At 73.1% G+C, this 15261-nt stretch carries 11 protein-coding genes and 2 pseudogenes; 8 read left to right on the top strand and 5 right to left on the bottom strand.

Features of this window, described 5'->3' with window-relative positions; genetic code table 11:
- Window positions 1-176: 176 nt before the first annotated feature.
- The gene (locus tag GFH49_RS29945; RefSeq protein ID WP_155059184.1) at window positions 177-4457 is read right to left on the bottom strand and encodes a cation-translocating P-type ATPase; all 4281 of its coding nucleotides are present in this window, start codon (window positions 4455-4457) and stop codon (window positions 177-179) included.
- A gap of 8 nt (window positions 4458-4465) precedes the next feature.
- Window positions 4466-4981, bottom strand: a complete 516-nt coding sequence (locus tag GFH49_RS29940; RefSeq protein ID WP_230396580.1) for a hypothetical protein — start codon at window positions 4979-4981, stop codon at window positions 4466-4468.
- Window positions 4982-5322: 341 nt separating this feature from the next.
- On the opposite strand from GFH49_RS29940, the gene GFH49_RS29935 reads away from it, so the two are divergent.
- Entirely contained in the window at window positions 5323-6303 is a 981-nt protein-coding gene (locus tag GFH49_RS29935) for a pectate lyase family protein (protein ID WP_155059183.1), read from the top strand.
- Window positions 6304-6362: 59 nt separating this feature from the next.
- On the top strand, window positions 6363-7145 hold the full coding sequence (locus GFH49_RS29930) for a pectate lyase (RefSeq protein ID WP_155059182.1): 783 nt from the start codon (window positions 6363-6365) through the stop codon (window positions 7143-7145).
- Between the two features lie 67 nt (window positions 7146-7212).
- On the opposite strand, the gene GFH49_RS29925 is transcribed toward GFH49_RS29930, so the two are convergent.
- Window positions 7213-7956 (bottom strand): PaaX family transcriptional regulator C-terminal domain-containing protein, encoded by a 744-nt coding sequence (locus GFH49_RS29925; RefSeq protein WP_155059181.1) that lies wholly within the window; start codon window positions 7954-7956, stop codon window positions 7213-7215.
- A gap of 75 nt (window positions 7957-8031) precedes the next feature.
- Here GFH49_RS29925 and GFH49_RS29920 point away from each other — a divergent pair, with 75 nt between their 5' ends.
- The gene (locus GFH49_RS29920) at window positions 8032-9699 is read left to right on the top strand and encodes a DNA alkylation response protein (protein ID WP_155059180.1); all 1668 of its coding nucleotides are present in this window, start codon (window positions 8032-8034) and stop codon (window positions 9697-9699) included.
- Window positions 9700-9769: 70 nt separating this feature from the next.
- Here GFH49_RS29920 and GFH49_RS29915 read toward each other — a convergent pair whose 3' ends face one another.
- The gene (locus GFH49_RS29915) at window positions 9770-10354 is read right to left on the bottom strand and encodes an Rv1733c family protein (protein ID WP_155059179.1); all 585 of its coding nucleotides are present in this window, start codon (window positions 10352-10354) and stop codon (window positions 9770-9772) included.
- Window positions 10355-10659: 305 nt separating this feature from the next.
- On the opposite strand from GFH49_RS29915, the gene GFH49_RS29910 reads away from it, so the two are divergent.
- Entirely contained in the window at window positions 10660-11745 is a 1086-nt protein-coding gene (locus GFH49_RS29910; RefSeq protein ID WP_155059178.1) for a WD40/YVTN/BNR-like repeat-containing protein, read from the top strand.
- 150 nt (window positions 11746-11895) lie between these two features.
- Window positions 11896-12000, top strand: a pseudogene (locus GFH49_RS29905) (4-hydroxy-2-oxovalerate aldolase family protein); the annotation flags it as partial.
- Between the two features lie 230 nt (window positions 12001-12230).
- Here the strand turns inward: GFH49_RS29905 and GFH49_RS29900 are convergent.
- Window positions 12231-12908 carry a uracil-DNA glycosylase gene (locus GFH49_RS29900; protein ID WP_155059176.1) on the bottom strand — a complete coding sequence of 226 codons (678 nt, stop codon included), beginning with the start codon at window positions 12906-12908 and terminating at the stop codon, window positions 12231-12233.
- A 201-nt stretch (window positions 12909-13109) separates the two neighbouring features.
- Here GFH49_RS29900 and GFH49_RS29895 point away from each other — a divergent pair.
- From GFH49_RS29895 to GFH49_RS29885, 3 genes and pseudogenes are all read left to right on the top strand, one after another.
- Window positions 13110-13217: pseudogene (locus GFH49_RS29895) on the top strand (uracil-DNA glycosylase); the annotation flags it as partial.
- On the top strand, window positions 13214-14197 hold the full coding sequence (locus GFH49_RS29890; RefSeq protein WP_155059175.1) for an N-acetylglucosamine kinase: 984 nt from the start codon (window positions 13214-13216) through the stop codon (window positions 14195-14197). The pseudogene GFH49_RS29895 and the gene GFH49_RS29890, both read left to right, overlap by 4 nt.
- A gap of 131 nt (window positions 14198-14328) precedes the next feature.
- Window positions 14329-15252, top strand: a complete 924-nt coding sequence (locus GFH49_RS29885; RefSeq protein ID WP_155059174.1) for a sirohydrochlorin chelatase — start codon at window positions 14329-14331, stop codon at window positions 15250-15252.
- Window positions 15253-15261 lie beyond the last annotated feature (9 nt).

The raw sequence follows: 15261 nt of genomic DNA, 5'->3' as shown, positions 1-15261 counted from the left end.
CCATTCAGGGCCTTCCTCAGGCCGAAGCCGCGCTATCTCTCCGTTATTCGTTCCGTATAGCGAGCGTGGTACACATATATGAACACTCATGGCCACCCGAACAGGCGCATCCGTATGCGCACAAGCACTCCGGACACGCGCACGCCCTCCCTGTACGCGCACAGCAGCGCACCCTGCTACCGGCTGAGCCGCACCGCCGCCCGTTCCAGCTCCGGCAGCACCCGCTGTCCCGTCACCGCCAGAGCGATGGCCGCCGCCACGCCGGTCCAGGCGACCGGGCCCAGCGGTGTGCAGCCGAGGGCGTTGCTCACGCCCGGGGTCTGGACGAGCAGGACGAGGGCGGCGGCGGAGCCGAGGGAGGTGATGCGGACCAGCGGGGAGCCCCTGCGGTCGGCCAGGGTCTGGGCGAGCTGGGTGCCGACGACCGCGCACAGGGCCATCGTGGTGGTCCGGCGGGCCGAGCCCGGTGTGAAGCGGCCGATGAGCCAGGCGGCGACCGCGCCCAGGCAGGTCGTCAGCGCCCGGTGGCGGATCTGCCGCATCAGCGGCGTGCCGAGCAGGGTATTGCCCTGTGGCGCGCTGACATCGGTCTCCCCGTCCTTCTGCGGTGTCACCGCCACCGCCATCGCCGGGAACAGGTCCGTGAACAGGTTCACCAGCAGCATCTGACGGGTGGACAGCGGCGCGGCGCCGGCGAGCAGCGTGCCCAGGATCCCGAAGCCGACCTCGCCCGCGTTGCCGCCGATCAGGATGGCGATGGCGTCGGCGACGCTGTGCCACAGGGCCCGTCCCTCGACGACCGCCTCGACGAGCACCGTGAGGTCGTCGTGGGTGAGTACCAGGTCGGCGGCGTTGCGGGCGGCGGCCGAGCCGCGGGCGCTGATGCCGACGCCGATGTCGGCGGCGCGGATGGCGGCCGCGTCGTTGGCGCCGTCGCCGACCATGCCGACCACCCGGCCCGCGTCCATCAGGGCCTCGACGACCTGGAGTTTCTGCTCGGGCGCGACCCTGGCCACGACGTCCACGTCGCGCAGCATCCGGGCGCGTTCGGAGCGGTCCGCGGCGGCCAGTTCGTCGCCGGTGACGACGGCGGTGTCGTCGGGCCAGCCCAGCTCGACGGCGATCGCGCGGGCGGTCTGCGGGTGGTCGCCGGTCAGCATGACGGGTCGTACGCCCGCCTCACGCAGCCCGCGCACCAGGGCGGTGGACGTCTCGCGCGCTACGTCGGCCAGCGCGAGCAGTCCGGTGAACTCCAGCTCCGACAGGGGCTCTTCGCAGACGTCCGCGTCCTTCTCGTGGTCGTTCAGGCGCCGCCGTGCGACCGCGAGGACCCGCAGTCCGTCGCGGGCCAGCGACTGCGCCGTGCGGGAGGCGTGTTCGGGCAGGTCGCGGCAGGCGGGCAGGACGATCTCCGGGGCGCCCTTGACCACGAACTCCCGTGTCCCGTCGGCCGCGTGGCCCACGGCTCCGGCGTATCCGCGCCCGGCCTCGAACGGCCTGCCCTCCGTCTGCTCCCACTCCGGATCGCGCCCGGCCGCGTCCAGCACCGCCTCGTCGGTGGAGTGCACCGGCTGGTCGGGGCCCTCCTCGGGCTCGGGGCAGGCGCGTACGGCGACGCGCAGGGTGGCCGTGGCGGCGGCCTCGTCCGGCTTGCGGGCGGTGCCGTCGGTGCCGGTGACCCGGACGAGGCGCAGCTTGTTCTCGGTGAGGGTGCCCGTCTTGTCGAAGCAGATCGTGTCCATCCTGCCGAGGGCTTCCAGCGTGCGCGGGGCGCGGACCAGCACGCCCCGCCCGCTGAGCCTGCGGGCGGCGGCCAGCTGGGCGACCGTGGCCACCAGGGGCAGCCCTTCGGGGACGGCGGCCACCGCGACCGCGACCCCGCCGCTCACGGCCCGGCGGATCGGGGTGCCGCGCAGCAGCGCGAGGCCGGTCACGGCGGCGCCGCCCGCCATCGTCAACGGCAGTGCCTTGCGGGTGAGTTCCTGCAGCCGGGCCTGCACGCCGGCGGCCGGCGGCTTGCGGGCGGCGAGGTGGACCGCGCGGGCGGCCTCGGTGTGGTCGCCGGTCTCCACCACGACGGCCCGGGCCTGTCCGGCCACCACGGTCGTACCCTCGTACACCATGCAGCTGCGGTCGGCGACCGGTGCGCGCGGTGTCGGGGCGGTCTGCTTCTCCGCGGGCAGGGATTCGCCGGTCAGCGCCGACTCGTCGACCTCCAGGCCGTCCTCCCACAGCAGGCGGGCGTCGGCGGGTACGACGTCGTCGGCCTTCAGCTCGATCACGTCGCCGGGCGTGAGGCGTGCGGCGTCGACGGTGTGGGGCTGGTCGGAGGTGTCGTCCGGCGCGACGCGCGCCTTCTGCTTCTGCTCCGCGAGCAGTCCGGACAGCGCCCGTTCGGCCCGCAGCCGCTGTACGCCGCCGACCAGGGCGTTCAGGTCGAGGGCGCCGACGACCAGCAGGGCGTCCACGACCGAGCCGAGGATCGCCGACGCGGCCGAGCCGACGGCCAGCACGGGGGTGAGCGGATCGTCCAGCTCGCCCCGCACGGCCCGGCCGAGCCGCAGCGCTCCCTTGGCCGGCACGAACACCGGGTTACGGCCGACGGTCCTGGCCGCCTGCCGCACCTTGGAAGTCGCCTCGGCCGCCAGGGTCGGGGACTCTTCCAGCCGGTGCCCCAGCCGCTGTCGTACGTCCTTCGCCTTCAGCGCATGCCAGGCCACGCGCGCCCGGGGACGCGGTGCGCGGGTGACCGCGACGCCGAAGGCGGCTCGCACCCCGGACAGCAACGCCACCGCCGCGCCCACGTCGACGGGCGCGTGCCGCAGGCCGGGCAGCGGCGAGTGGGTGCCGCGCCCGGATTCGCCGACGGCCACCAGCAGCCCGGACAGCGCCGCACCGGACCGGGCCAGCGTCTGCGAACGCCGCCCGACCTTCCGCGCCACCGGTACGGCCGCGAGCAGCCGCCATACGTCGGCCAGACCGCCCGGCGCCACCACGTCCGCGCCCCAGGCCACGGCCGCGTCCCCGTCGGCCAGCGCGACGGCGACATCGCCGGCGAGCAGCCCGGACAGGGTGTCGGTGTCGTCGGCCGACTGCGGCCGGGCCACGGTCAGGACGCCTCCGCGACCCCGCAGTTCGTGCACCGTCCGGCTGAAGGACCGCTCGGCTGACACGACATGATCGGCGAGGGCGGTGAAGTCGCCCAGCGCGGGATCGCCCGGCACGACGACCCGCAGTCCGGCCCGCCGTGCCGCGTCCAGGACGGCCTCGGCCCAGGGGTCCGCGGCGCCGTCGGGGGTGTGCAGCGCGCTCGGGTGCAGGAAGACGGTCGCGAGGGTCTCCAGTTGCCGCATGCGTTCCATGTGGCGGACGAGCACGCCGGTGCGGGCGAGCGCGCAGCCCAGTGCGGCGTGGAAGGCGGCGGGTCCGTAGCGGGCCGCCTTCGGGGAGCCCGCGAGGACCGCTTCGGCCGCCTCGGAGCCGTCGTGCTTCACCAGCAGCGTCACCGCCGCGCCGACGATGCTGCCCGTCTCGGCGTGGACCGCGTACTCGTGTGCCGGCGTGGTCCGCAGTGGCGGGCGCGGGAACCGGTCCGGGGAGACGTCCTCCCGCTCGGGTCCGCACACCCGGTCATGGACCGCGTCGAACGCCGCCGCGCGTGCGACCGCCTCCGCGAGCTGCACGGAGCGCAGGCCCGCGTCGAGCACGAGGGCCGTCGGGGTGCGGCCCGCGCCATGGGCCGCGGCGTTCGACACGGCCAGGATCAGGTCCATGCGGGAGAACCCGAACCGTTCGCGCAGCCAGGCGCGGAAGCGGGGGTTCTCACGCAGCAGGGTCGCCGCCGCCGTGACAGCCCGGGGCGAGTGCGGCAGTCGCAGGACGGAGCCGGTCACCGAGACCAGCACGCCCGCCGCGTCGGCCGCGAGTGCCGCCGCGCTGGTCCGTACGAGGGCCGGGTCGCCGGGGTGGGTGAATTCCTCCGCCGCTTCGTCCGCGGGTACGTCCGCCGGTTCCAGCCCGTGTTCGGCGGCGAGCGCGTGCGCCTTCTCCGCCACCCGCTCGGACACGGCCGCCTCGCTCGCGGCCACGACCAGCCGCGCGAGGCCGCCGTCCCAGTAGGCGTAGGCCACGTCCGGCTGTTCGGCCAGCGCCGTGGCCACCCTGCGCGCCGCCTTGGCCATCCCGCCCGCCCGCCGTACCCGCTCCGGCTCCGTGGGCCGGAGCGGCAGGTGTGCCCGGTGACCGGACCGCCAGGTGTGGTCACCGCCCGGCAGCGCCCGGCGGGCCACCCGTGTCACTCTGGCGACGGCGTCCGCACCTCGCACACCCGCCCGCGCCGTCCCGGCCACGGCTCCGGCGGCCGCACCCACACCGGGCGCGGCCCCGTGCACCAGCAGTCGCGGCCCCGCCAGTACCGCACCGGACAGGGCCGTGGCAGCCCCCGTCAGCACTCCCATGACTCACCTCAGCTCTTCGTGCTCGCGCGCTTCGACGCCGTGCTCCGGCTCTTCGGCGCGCTCTTGCCGCCGCCGGAGGACGTCGACCGGGTGCTCGACGTGCGGCGGGTGCCGCCGGACGTCTTGCGGGTGCCCGTGGACGTCTTTCCGCCGCGGCTGGATGTCGTACGACGGCCGGTGGCCGTCGTACTGCTGCTGGACGACGTGCGACTGCTGCCCGCCGTCGTCTTCCGCTCGCCCGTCTCTCCGTTCCCGCCGGGTTTGGGCTGGGTCAGCCAGACCACTGCCGCCCCCGTGAGCGCGATGGGCCATTCGACGATGCCTGCGACTCCGAGGAGCCCGGCCCCGGTGTACGCGACCATGCGCCGGCCGCGCGGGGACACGGCACCGACCGTGTCCAGCGTGCCTTCGGCCGCCCTGGTCACGACACCGGCACCGGGGACCCTGCGCAGCGCCGACGCGGTGGTGTGCAACGGTTCGCGCAGGGGTTCCGGAAGATCGAGCGACGGCTTCTGCCGTGTCATGGCTCTCGATGCCTCCCTCACAGATCGGCTCTCTCTTCACGGCCGGGTTCCCGCGAAACGGAACGTCACCCGTGGGCAGGGGGAGTGGCTGCCGCGAGGTGTGCGGACCCGAGGCGTGGAAACGCTCCCATCTCCCGGTGCGGCGCTCACCTGCGGTGTCCGAATGTGTTCTGCGCAAAGCGTTGACTAGAAAGCGCTTGCCCCCTACGTTCCGTTCAGCAGGCTGACCGGCTGATACCCCACCAAGCCGGAATCAGCGGCATGCCCCAGCGCAGCGTTCAACATGGCGTACGTCATTCACACATACGACCAGTCAAGGCATCCCGAAGGGACGCACCCGCATGCGTACAGGCCTCCTCCGTACACACGCGCAAAGAACCCCCCTGGTGACGGCCGCCGCGGCCGTTCTCGCCATGGCGGCCGCCCTCGCCCTTCCCCGGCCGGCGGGCGCCGCCGAGACCTCGCCGGTCGGATTCGGCGCCGGCACGACCGGCGGCGGCAGCGCCGGCGCGGTCACCGTCTCGACGCTGGACGCCTTCAAGTCGGCCGTCACCGGCAACGCGGCCAAGGTCGTCCGGGTGAACGGCCTGATCTCGCTGAGCGGTCAGGTCGACATCGGCTCCAACACCACGGTCCTGGGCGTCGGTTCGTCCTCCGGGTTCACCGGCGGCGGGCTGCGGCTGAAGGAGGTGACGAACGTCGTCATCCGCAATCTCAACATCAGCAAGCCGGTCGCGCCCGCCGACGGCATCACCGTCCAGGAGTCGACGAAGGTCTGGATCGACCACAACTCCTTCTCGGCGGACCGCGATCACGACAAGGACTACTACGACGGTCTGCTCGACATCAATCACGGCGCCGACAACGTGACCGTCTCCTGGAACACGTTCAAGGACCACTTCAAGGGCTCGCTCGTCGGGCACAGCGACAACAACGCGAGCGAGGACACCGGCCGTCTGAAGGTGACGTACCACCACAACCACTTCAGCAACGTGTACTCGCGCATCCCCAGCCTGCGCTTCGGCACCGGCCACTTCTACAACAACTACGTGGAGGGCGCCGACACCGCCTGCCACTCGCGCATGGGCGCCCAGATGCTCGTCGAGAACAACGTCTTCCGTGCGACGAAGATCGCGGTCACCACCAACCGCAGCAGCGACGTCGACGGATACGCCAACCTGCGCGGCAACGACCTCGGTGGAGCCGCCACCGAGATCTCGCAGGTCGGCGGCTTCACCGCCCCGCCGTACGGCTACACCGCGGAGTCCGCATCGACGGTCGTCTCCTCGGTCACGTCCGGCGCGGGCGCCGGAAAGATCTGACCACCCCCCATGACCACCCCCCACATGACCACCCCCCAACTGGAAGAAGGCATCGGGACATGACTTCACCAGCACTGCCGCGCGCCCGCCGGCGCGCGCTGACCGGCACCGTGGCCGCACTCGGTTTCTCGTCTGTCATGATCATGACACTCGGAGCGCCCCCGGCGAGTGCCGCCACCTGGCCGACGCCCACCAGCAGTCAGCCGGTGAGCTCCACCATCTCCGTGTCCGGCGTCCGCGACGGCGGCATGGTGCGCTACTACGGCAGCGGCGACCTGGCCGGCGACGGCCAGGAAGAGGGCCAGGACCCGATCTTCAGGCTGGCGGCCGGCGCGACCCTGCGGAACGTCATCATCGGCGCACCCGGTGCCGACGGCATCCACTGCGAGGGCAACTGCACGCTGCAGAACGTGTGGTGGGAGGACGTCGGCGAGGACGCAGCCACCTTCCGGGGCGGCTCCACCTACACCGTGACCGGTGGTGGCGCGAAGAAGGCCGCCGACAAGGTCTTCCAGCACAACGGGCCCGGCACGCTGAACATCTCCAACTTCGCCGTCAGCGAGTTCAAGACGCTGTACCGCTCCTGCGGCGACTGCTCCACGCAGTACACGCGCAGGGTCAACCTCAGCAACATCGAGGTGACCGGCACGGGCTCCACCGCACGCCTCGTCGGCATCAACGTCAACCGGGGCGACGTGGCGACGCTGCGCGGCATCACGATCCTCAACGACGCGAGCCGCAGGGTCATCCCGTGTCAGAAGTACAACAACAACACCGCGGTCGGTACGGGCCCGGACAGCACCAACTGCCTGTACTCCACCTCGGACATCACCTACCGCTGACCCTTCCCCCCACGGTGCAGGCGGCCGTCCGGAGCGTCCCCGCACGGCGCTTCGGACGGCCGCCGTGTCATGCCCGCCGCTCCCGCACGACCCGCGTGAACTCCCGCCGGTAATCGGCGTACGCGGCGCGCAGTGCCGGTCCGGGCCAGTCGGCGGGGAGGAGTTCTCCGGGCAGGACGGGGTCGAGGAGCAGATGGCGTACGACGGCGGCGAAGGCCGTGAGCCGGTCGGCGGGGCGCTCCACGCGCGCGATGTGGCCGAGCAGGCCGTGCGCCGTGCGGGCCCAGGTGCCGAGGGGCCAGAGGGCCGACGCCAGCTCGCGTGCGGGTTGTCCGGGGCGGGCCGTGAAGGGCCGGAGCACGGTTTCGAGGTCCCCCGGGAGCGAGCGGCGGAGATTGGCGGGGCGCAGCCAGACGCCTTCGCGCAGTTCGGCGAGGCGGAGGGTGGTCAACCGGGCCCGCAGTTCGGCGCGTTCGGCGGGCCCCCGGCCCGTCGCCGTGATCACGGCCATCTCCCAATCGCCGTCCCACGCGCGCGTACTGGGCTGCACGGCGTCGTCCTGACGGCGCTGGCGCTCCAGGAGACGGTCGCCGATGCGATACCCGGTGTCCGTGCGCCGCAGATCACCGGCGGCCGTCATCCGGCTGAGCGCCGCCCGCAGGGTGGAGCCGCCCACGCCGAAGGGCTGCACCGCGCGCGCGAGGTCCTTCACCGGCAGCTCGGGCGGGTGGGTACCGAGGAGCAGGCTCAGGACGACCGAGCGCGCCGACAGGGGGCGCAGATGCAGCTCGTCTGCCTGGACCGTTCCCATGGGGACGTACTGTACGGGCCGGAGCGGGGCGTTGCAGGATTGCTGCGACCGCAGGAATAGTGCAACACTCGCCGTATGGCCTCGATACCCGCGCACGAAGAAGGCCCTCAGGGCCACGCCACGCACGACGTGACCAACCAGCCCCCTGCCCTGGCCCCCTACGACGCGGCCGACGACACGGCGCTGCTCGAAGGGCTGCGCCGCGAGGGTGCCGGGTGGGCCGAGGAGGGGCTCCGGCGGCTCGGGCTGCGGGCCGGGAGCGCCGAGGCGCAGGAGTGGGCCGAGCTGGCCAACCGGTACGAGCCCGAGCTGCGCACGCACGACCGCTACGGCAACCGGATCGACGAGGTCGAGTTCCATCCGAGCTGGCACCACCTGATGCGCGTCGCGGTCACCGAGGGACTCGCCGCGACGCCCTGGGCCGAGGACCGGCCCGGCGCGCATGTCGCCCGGACCGCGGGCGGGTTGGTGTGGGGGCACACGGAGGCCGGGCACGGCTGTCCGACGTCCATGACGTACGCGGCCGTTCCCGCGCTGCGCCGGCAGCCCGAGCTGGCGAAGGTCTACGAACCCCTGCTGACCGGCCGGGAGTACGACCCCGGGCTGCGGGTGCCCACCGAGAAGCGGGGCCTGCTGGCGGGCATGGGGATGACCGAGAAGCAGGGCGGTTCCGACGTCCGGACGAACACGACGACGGCGACGCCCAGCGCCGAGCCCGGCGTGTACACGCTGCGCGGGCACAAGTGGTTCACCTCGGCGCCGATGTGCGATGTGTTCCTGGTGCTGGCGCAGGCTCCCGACGGGTTGTCCTGCTTCCTCGTGCCGCGCATCCTGCCGGACGGCAGCCGCAACACCTTCCGCATCCAGCGGCTCAAGGACAAGCTGGGCAACCGTTCCAACGCGTCCTCCGAGCCGGAGTTCGACGGGACCGTGGCCTGGCTGGTCGGGTCCGAGGGCCAGGGCGTGAAGACGATCATCGAGATGGTCAACTGCACACGCCTGGACTGCGTGATGTCCTCGGCGACGCTGATGCGCAAGACGCTTGTCGAGGCCGGGCATCATGTACGCCACCGCAGCGCGTTCGGCGCACGGCTGGTCGACCAGCCGCTGATGCGCAACGTCCTGGCCGACCTGGCGCTGGAGTCGGAGGCCGCCACGACGCTGACGCTGCGGTTGGCGGGCGCGGCCGACCGGGCCGTGCGCGGGGACGCCGGTGAGGCGGCCTTCCGCCGGATCGCCACCGCCGTCGGCAAGTACTGGGTCACCAAGCGGGGTCCCGCCTTCACCGCAGAGGCCCTGGAGTGCCTCGGCGGCAACGGCTACGTGGAGGAGTCGGGCATGCCCCGCCACTACCGGGAGGCTCCGCTGCTGTCGATCTGGGAGGGCTCGGGGAACGTCAACGCCCTCGACGTGCTGCGGGCGTTGCGCCGCGAGCCCGGCACCGCGGACGCGTTGTTCGCCGAACTCGCCCTGGCGCAGGGGGCGGACGCCCGCCTGGACGCGGCCGTCGACCGCCTCCGGGACGGGTTGTCCAAGGGGTCCGAGTCGGGCGCCCGCCGCCTGGTCGAGCGGATGGCGCTGACCCTCCAGGCCTCCCTGCTGGTCCGGCACGCCCCGTCCCCCGTCGCCGACGCCTTCTGCGCCAGCCGGCTCGGCGGCGACTGGGGGCACGCCTTCGGCACCCTCTCCGACGCCGCCGACGTGGACGCGATCCTGCGACGGGCCCTTGCGGCGGCGGCCTGACCGGATCGCGCACCGTCACGCTCCGATCCCGCCACGTTGTCAGTAGACCTCAGAGCTCAGACCTCAGACCTCAGCCTGTCTTCCGTCCCCACAGTGGGCCGAGCAGCGCCCACTCCGCGTCCCACATCTGCATGCGGCTGCGCTCCAGCCGGCCGCGCAGGACCCGGCCGCCGACGAAGGGAACCGCCGCCGCTGCCACTCCCATCAGGGTGCCGGTCAGCGCGGCCTGTGAGCGGGCCTGGGAGGCGGTGGCGGGCCTGGTCACCAGGCGGCCCTGCGGGTCCGTCCACACGGTGACCGGGGAGCCGACGGCGCTGCCCTTACGGACCCGCGCCTGGCCGGTGTGGACCGAGCCGTCCGGCGCGGTCCAGCGCACCTCGCCCCACACCCGCTCGCTGCTGACCGCGCCCGAGTTCGTGACGGCCGGGCCGGGTGCCCGCTCGGTGAGCCGGGCCACGGCGGGACGCCACTCGATCCGCTCCCGGGCCAGTCCGTGCTCGACGGACCGGTTCACCGCCAGGCCCGCGGACACCCCGACGAGGACGGTGAACGCCCACGCACCGAGCACCACCCATGTCTCCACCACGTCGGCCTGACGCTTGAGCGGGTTGCGTCGCCAGCGCCACAGCCACACCTTCGGACCACGGAACGCCATCGAAGGCTTCCTCCTCATGAGCACACGAACACCCCCGACCGTCCTTCCATACGTCGCACGGCTCGCGGATGCTCAGGGATGGTCCCCGGGCCGACGGTCCCACGGGCTCGACGCGCTCAGCGGCGTCTGACGGAAAATGACCGGATCGTTCCGGGATCGGCCCCCTGCGGAGCACCGTGCGCCACCCCCGGCACGGACCGCCGCACCGCCCTGACCTGGGAGGAAGCCGTCTCCAGAGGTGACTGTCAGTGGTGGGGTGCAGACTGGCCGGTGTCTGAGACGAAGATGTCGCGGAGGTGATCGGCATGACCGGGGTACTGCTCGCCGTGGGCACGCGCAAAGGCCTGTTCATCGGGCGCCGGCGCAGTGGCGCCTGGGCGTTCGACGAGAGCCCCTACTTCAACGCACAGGCCGTCTACTCGGTCGCCGTCGACACCCGCGGCGACCGCCCGCGGCTGCTGGCCGGCGGCGACAGCTCGCACTGGGGTCCGTCCGTTTTCCACTCCGACGACCTGGGCCGGACCTGGACCGAACCGCCCCGGCCGGCCGTCAAGTTCCCCAAGGACACCGGCGCTTCGCTGGAGCGGGTGTGGCAGCTGCACCCGGCCGCCGCGGAACCGGACGTGGTGTACGCGGGCACGGAACCGGCCGCGCTGTACCGCTCCGAGGACCGCGGCGAAAGCTTCGAGCTGGTCCGTCCGCTGTGGGAGCACCCCACCCGCTCGCAGTGGGTGCCGGGCGGCGGCGGTGAGGGCCTGCACACGGTGGTGACCGACAAGCGGGACCCGCAGGCCGTGACGGTCGCCGTGTCGACCGCGGGCGTGTTCCGCAGCACCGACGGCGGCGCCAGCTGGTCACCGTCCAACTCCGGTGTCTCCGCGGTGTTCCTGCCGGATCCCCACCCGGAGTTCGGACAGTGCGTCCACAAGATCGCGCAGGACTCCGTCACTCCGGACCGGCTGTATCTGCAGAACCACTGGGGCGTCTACCGCAGCGACGACGCGGGCGCGCACTGGACGGACATCGGCGAGGGCCTGCCCTCCACGTTCGGTTTCGCGGCGGCCACACACCCCCACCGCGGCGACACCGCCTATGTGTTCCCGATCAACGCGGACGCGGACCGGGTGCCCGCCGACCGCCGGTGCCGGGTCTTCCGCACGGCGGACGCGGGCAAGACCTGGGAGCCGCTGTCGGCGGGCCTGCCGCGGGAGGACCACTACGGCACGGTGCTGCGCGACGCGCTGTGCACCGATGACGGAGACCCGGCGGGCGTCTATTTCGGCAACCGCAACGGCGAGGTGTTCGCATCGGCCGACGACGGCGACAGCTGGCAGCAGCTCGCCTCGCATCTGCCGGATGTGCTCTGTGTCCGTGCGGCGGTGGTCAGTTGAGCACTTCGACCGGCCTTGGCCACCGGTTGATCGCCACTGCCCGTACGGCAGTAGGGTGACGCCTGTGGCCCGCTCGGGTGCCGATGTCGGCGCGGTCGCCCGGGAAGCCACGCTCGCCGCGGTACGGGAGCCGGGTCTGGGCCTGCGGGAGCGGCCCGACCCCCCATGGTCGGCGGCCAGGAGGACATGATCACCGACGTCGCCCTCGACCTGGCCGCCGCCCGCGACGGGGGTGTACGCGACCACTCCGCCTGAACATACGCGGCGCCGGGCCGCACAGCCCGACCTGGTCCGGCGCGATGTCCGGCCCGCCGCCCCCGCCGCCGAAGCCATGGGCCATCTCGCCATGACCGACCTGATGGCCCGCCACATCACCGGCGGCGCCGCCCTCTCCCGGCGCGACCCGGCATCGTGTACCGCCATGAGACGGGGAACCTGCCGGTACTTTGCGGGCAGGCAGACCCGGACGCAGCGAGGGCTGCGGCCTACGGCAGTCGCCAGTCCACCGGCGCGGCCCCCTGACCGACCAGCAGGTCATTGGCCCGGCTGAACGGCCGCGAGCCGAAGAAACCGCGATCCGCCGACATCGGGGACGGATGGGCAGACTCGATCGCCGGAAGATCCCCGAGCAGCGGCCGCAGATTACGCGCGTCACGCCCCCACAGGATCGACACCAGCGGTTTCCCGCGCCCCGCGAGAGCTCGGATGGCCTGCTCGGTGACCTCCTCCCAGCCCTTGCCGCGGTGCGCGCCAGGCTTGCGCGGGGCCGTGGTGAGCGCCCTGTTGAGCAACAGCACGCCCTGCTGCGTCCATGGCGTGAGATCGCCGTTCGACGGCCTGGGCAGCCCGAGGTCGGAGTGCATCTCCCGGAAGATGTTCTCCAGACTGCCCGGCAGCGAACGCACCTCGGGCGAGACCGCGAAGCTCAGCCCGATCGCCATGCCCGGTGTGGGGTACGGATCCTGCCCCACGATCAGGACACGGACGTCATCGAAAGGCTGCTGGAAGGCCCGCAGGACATTCGCCCCGGACGGAAGATAAGTCCGGCCGGCCGCTATCTCGGTCCGCAGGAAGTCCCCCATGGCCGCGATGCGTTCAGCCACAGGTTCAAGAGCCTTCGCCCAGCCTGCTTCAACAAGTTCATGCAAGGGTCGTGGTGCCACGGCGCGTCACCCTACTGGCACACACCGGGGGTTCGCACACACAGAACCCCGCACGCACGGCCGCCGCTCCGGACGCTACTCTTCCCCCTCATCGAGATCCTCGAACCGGTCGAGCAGCTCACGCGGCCGGTCACCGGGACGGAGCAGAGCCTGTTGCATCCAGCGATCAAGCCACTGGGCCATAGTCATCATGCCTGGTCAGCCCCCGTGTCCGCCGACCGCGGCTGCTCCGGTTCCCGCCCCTTCAGCCGCGCCGACGACCTGCTGAACCAGCAAGGAGGTCAGCCGGTGGACGGGCGCCTGCCGTGACGGGTGCGGGGGCCGGTTTCCTCGCCGTCGACTCCGGTGGCTCCGGCCTGCGTGTGGTCGTGGCGACCTCGCAAGGGGACGTGAGGGCCCAGCGGGAGTCCCGTGTGCCGGTGCGGACCGGTGCGCGTGGTATCGAGCCGGGGCATCTGATGGAGCAACTGGTGCCCATGGTGCGGGCGTTGGCCGCGGAGACCGGTGTGCGACAGCTGGACACCGCTGCCGTCGGAGCCGCCGGTCTGTCCACGCTCGGCGACGCCCTGCGCGCCGAACTCCCCGGTGCGCTGCGACGGGAACTCGGTGTCCGGACGCTCGCGCTCGTCGCCGACGGCGTCAGCGCGTATGTCGGCGCCGTCGGCCCGCGGCCCGGTGCCGTGGTGGCCGCCGGTACCGGACTGATCGCCATCGGGACGGATCTGACGAGCTGGCGTCGCACCGACGGGTGGGGCCATCTGCTGGGCGACTGCGGCGGCGGTGCCTGGATCGGGCGGGCCGGGCTGGAGGCGGCGCTGCGGGCGTACGACGGGCGGCCCGGTGGGTCCGCCGTGCTGCGGGCCCGCGCCGAGGACGAGTTCGGGCCGATGCCGGGGCTGCCCGGAAAGCTGTACCCCCGGCCGGACCGGCCCGCCGTGCTCGCGTCCTTCGCACCGCATGTGGCCCGGTGCGCGGCGGACGGCGACCCCGTCGCCGCGGGCATCCTGCGCTCGGCCGCCCGGCACATGGCCGAGTCGGCGGCTGCCGTCTGCCCGCCGGACGCGGATGCCCGGGTCGCCGTCACCGGCGGGCTGCTCAGGATGGGCGCCCCTCTCGTCGTACCGCTGGACGACGAGCTGTCCCGGCGACTGCCGTGGGCCCGCCGGGTTCCGTCCGCCGGCGATCCGCTGGACGGGTCCGTGCGTATCGCGGCGGACCTCACGGCGGGAGCGCTCACCCTGCCGGGTGACGAGGCGATGCTGAACGTGGTCACCGTCAAGGGGGACTGACCCATCACCTGGCCGAAACCCGCTGAACACTTCTGATCCGACCGTAACTCATCAGACAAAACCGGACGGATACCGCTCACCTGCCCCCTCCCCGAACAGAGGAGCCCAGGAAGCCAGTAACATGCGGCGCCATGAGCTCCCCCACTGGGCCCGCGTCCGGCCTGCCAGTACGAATGCCGCGCCCCCGCCAGCCCGGTCGGCACCGCCGACCCGAACCCCTGGCGGCTCCCGAGGGCGCCCCCGCGCTCGTCCTCGCGGTGCCGGGCACGCCCAGCGCCGCCACGCGCGGCCTCTCCGAGGAGGTCGTGAGCATCGCCCGCTCCGAGCTGCCCGGCCTGGACGCGCGGATCGGGTACCTGGACGGGGACGACACGGAGTTCCCCAAGCTCACGTCCGTACTCGCGCACTCCGCCCAGGAGCGCACGGCCCGCTACGAGCAGGCGCGCGCCGCGGGTGTGGACGTCAAGGAGCCGGACGGCCCGGTCGGCGTCGTCGTGCCGCTGCTCGCCGGACCGGACGGCTCGCTGCTGCGCCGGGTCCGCCAGGCGGTCATGGACAGCCGGGTCGCGGCCGATCTGACCGATGTGCTGGGCCCGCACCCGCTGCTCGCCGAGGCGCTGCACGTGCGCCTGTCGGAGGCCGGTCTGGCCCGCGCCGACCGCGCCCGCCTGTTCACCGTGGCGACGGCGGCGGACGGCATCATCCTGGCCTCGGTCGGCGGTGACGAGGCCGTGCAGGCGGCCGGGATCACCGGCATGCTGCTCGCCGCCCGCCTCGCGGTGCCGGTGATGGCGGCGGCGCTCGACCAGGACGGCTCGATCTCGTCCGTCGCCGAGCAGCTGCGTTCCTCGGGCTCGCAGCAGCTGGCCCTGGCGCCCTATCTGATCGGCCCCGAGATCGACCCGGGCCTGGTCGAGGCGGCGGCCAAGGAGGCGGGCTGCTCCGCCGCCGAGGCGCTCGGCCCCTACCCCGCGATCGGCAAGCTCGCGCTGGCCAAGTACACGACGGCGCTGGGCATCGCCCCGCAGCAGCCGCAGGGCGCTCCGGCCCGCTGACCCGCACGG

The organism is Streptomyces blattellae (assembly GCF_009709555.1).
Lineage (GTDB): Bacteria > Actinomycetota > Actinomycetes > Streptomycetales > Streptomycetaceae > Streptomyces > Streptomyces blattellae.
Note: the sequence above shows the minus strand (reverse complement) of the source record. Positions and strands in the feature narration are given on the sequence as shown.

Coding starts and splice junctions, on each gene's coding strand:
- GFH49_RS29945 (WP_155059184.1), bottom strand. CDS start 4,457: ATGGGAGTGCTGACGGGGGCTGCCACGGCCCTGTCCGGTGCGGTACTG.
- GFH49_RS29940 (WP_230396580.1), bottom strand. CDS start 4,981: ATGACACGGCAGAAGCCGTCGCTCGATCTTCCGGAACCCCTGCGCGAA.
- GFH49_RS29935 (WP_155059183.1), top strand. CDS start 5,323: ATGCGTACAGGCCTCCTCCGTACACACGCGCAAAGAACCCCCCTGGTG.
- GFH49_RS29930 (WP_155059182.1), top strand. CDS start 6,363: ATGACTTCACCAGCACTGCCGCGCGCCCGCCGGCGCGCGCTGACCGGC.
- GFH49_RS29925 (WP_155059181.1), bottom strand. CDS start 7,956: ATGGGAACGGTCCAGGCAGACGAGCTGCATCTGCGCCCCCTGTCGGCG.
- GFH49_RS29920 (WP_155059180.1), top strand. CDS start 8,032: ATGGCCTCGATACCCGCGCACGAAGAAGGCCCTCAGGGCCACGCCACG.
- GFH49_RS29915 (WP_155059179.1), bottom strand. CDS start 10,354: ATGGCGTTCCGTGGTCCGAAGGTGTGGCTGTGGCGCTGGCGACGCAAC.
- GFH49_RS29910 (WP_155059178.1), top strand. CDS start 10,660: ATGACCGGGGTACTGCTCGCCGTGGGCACGCGCAAAGGCCTGTTCATC.
- GFH49_RS29885 (WP_155059174.1), top strand. CDS start 14,329: ATGAGCTCCCCCACTGGGCCCGCGTCCGGCCTGCCAGTACGAATGCCG.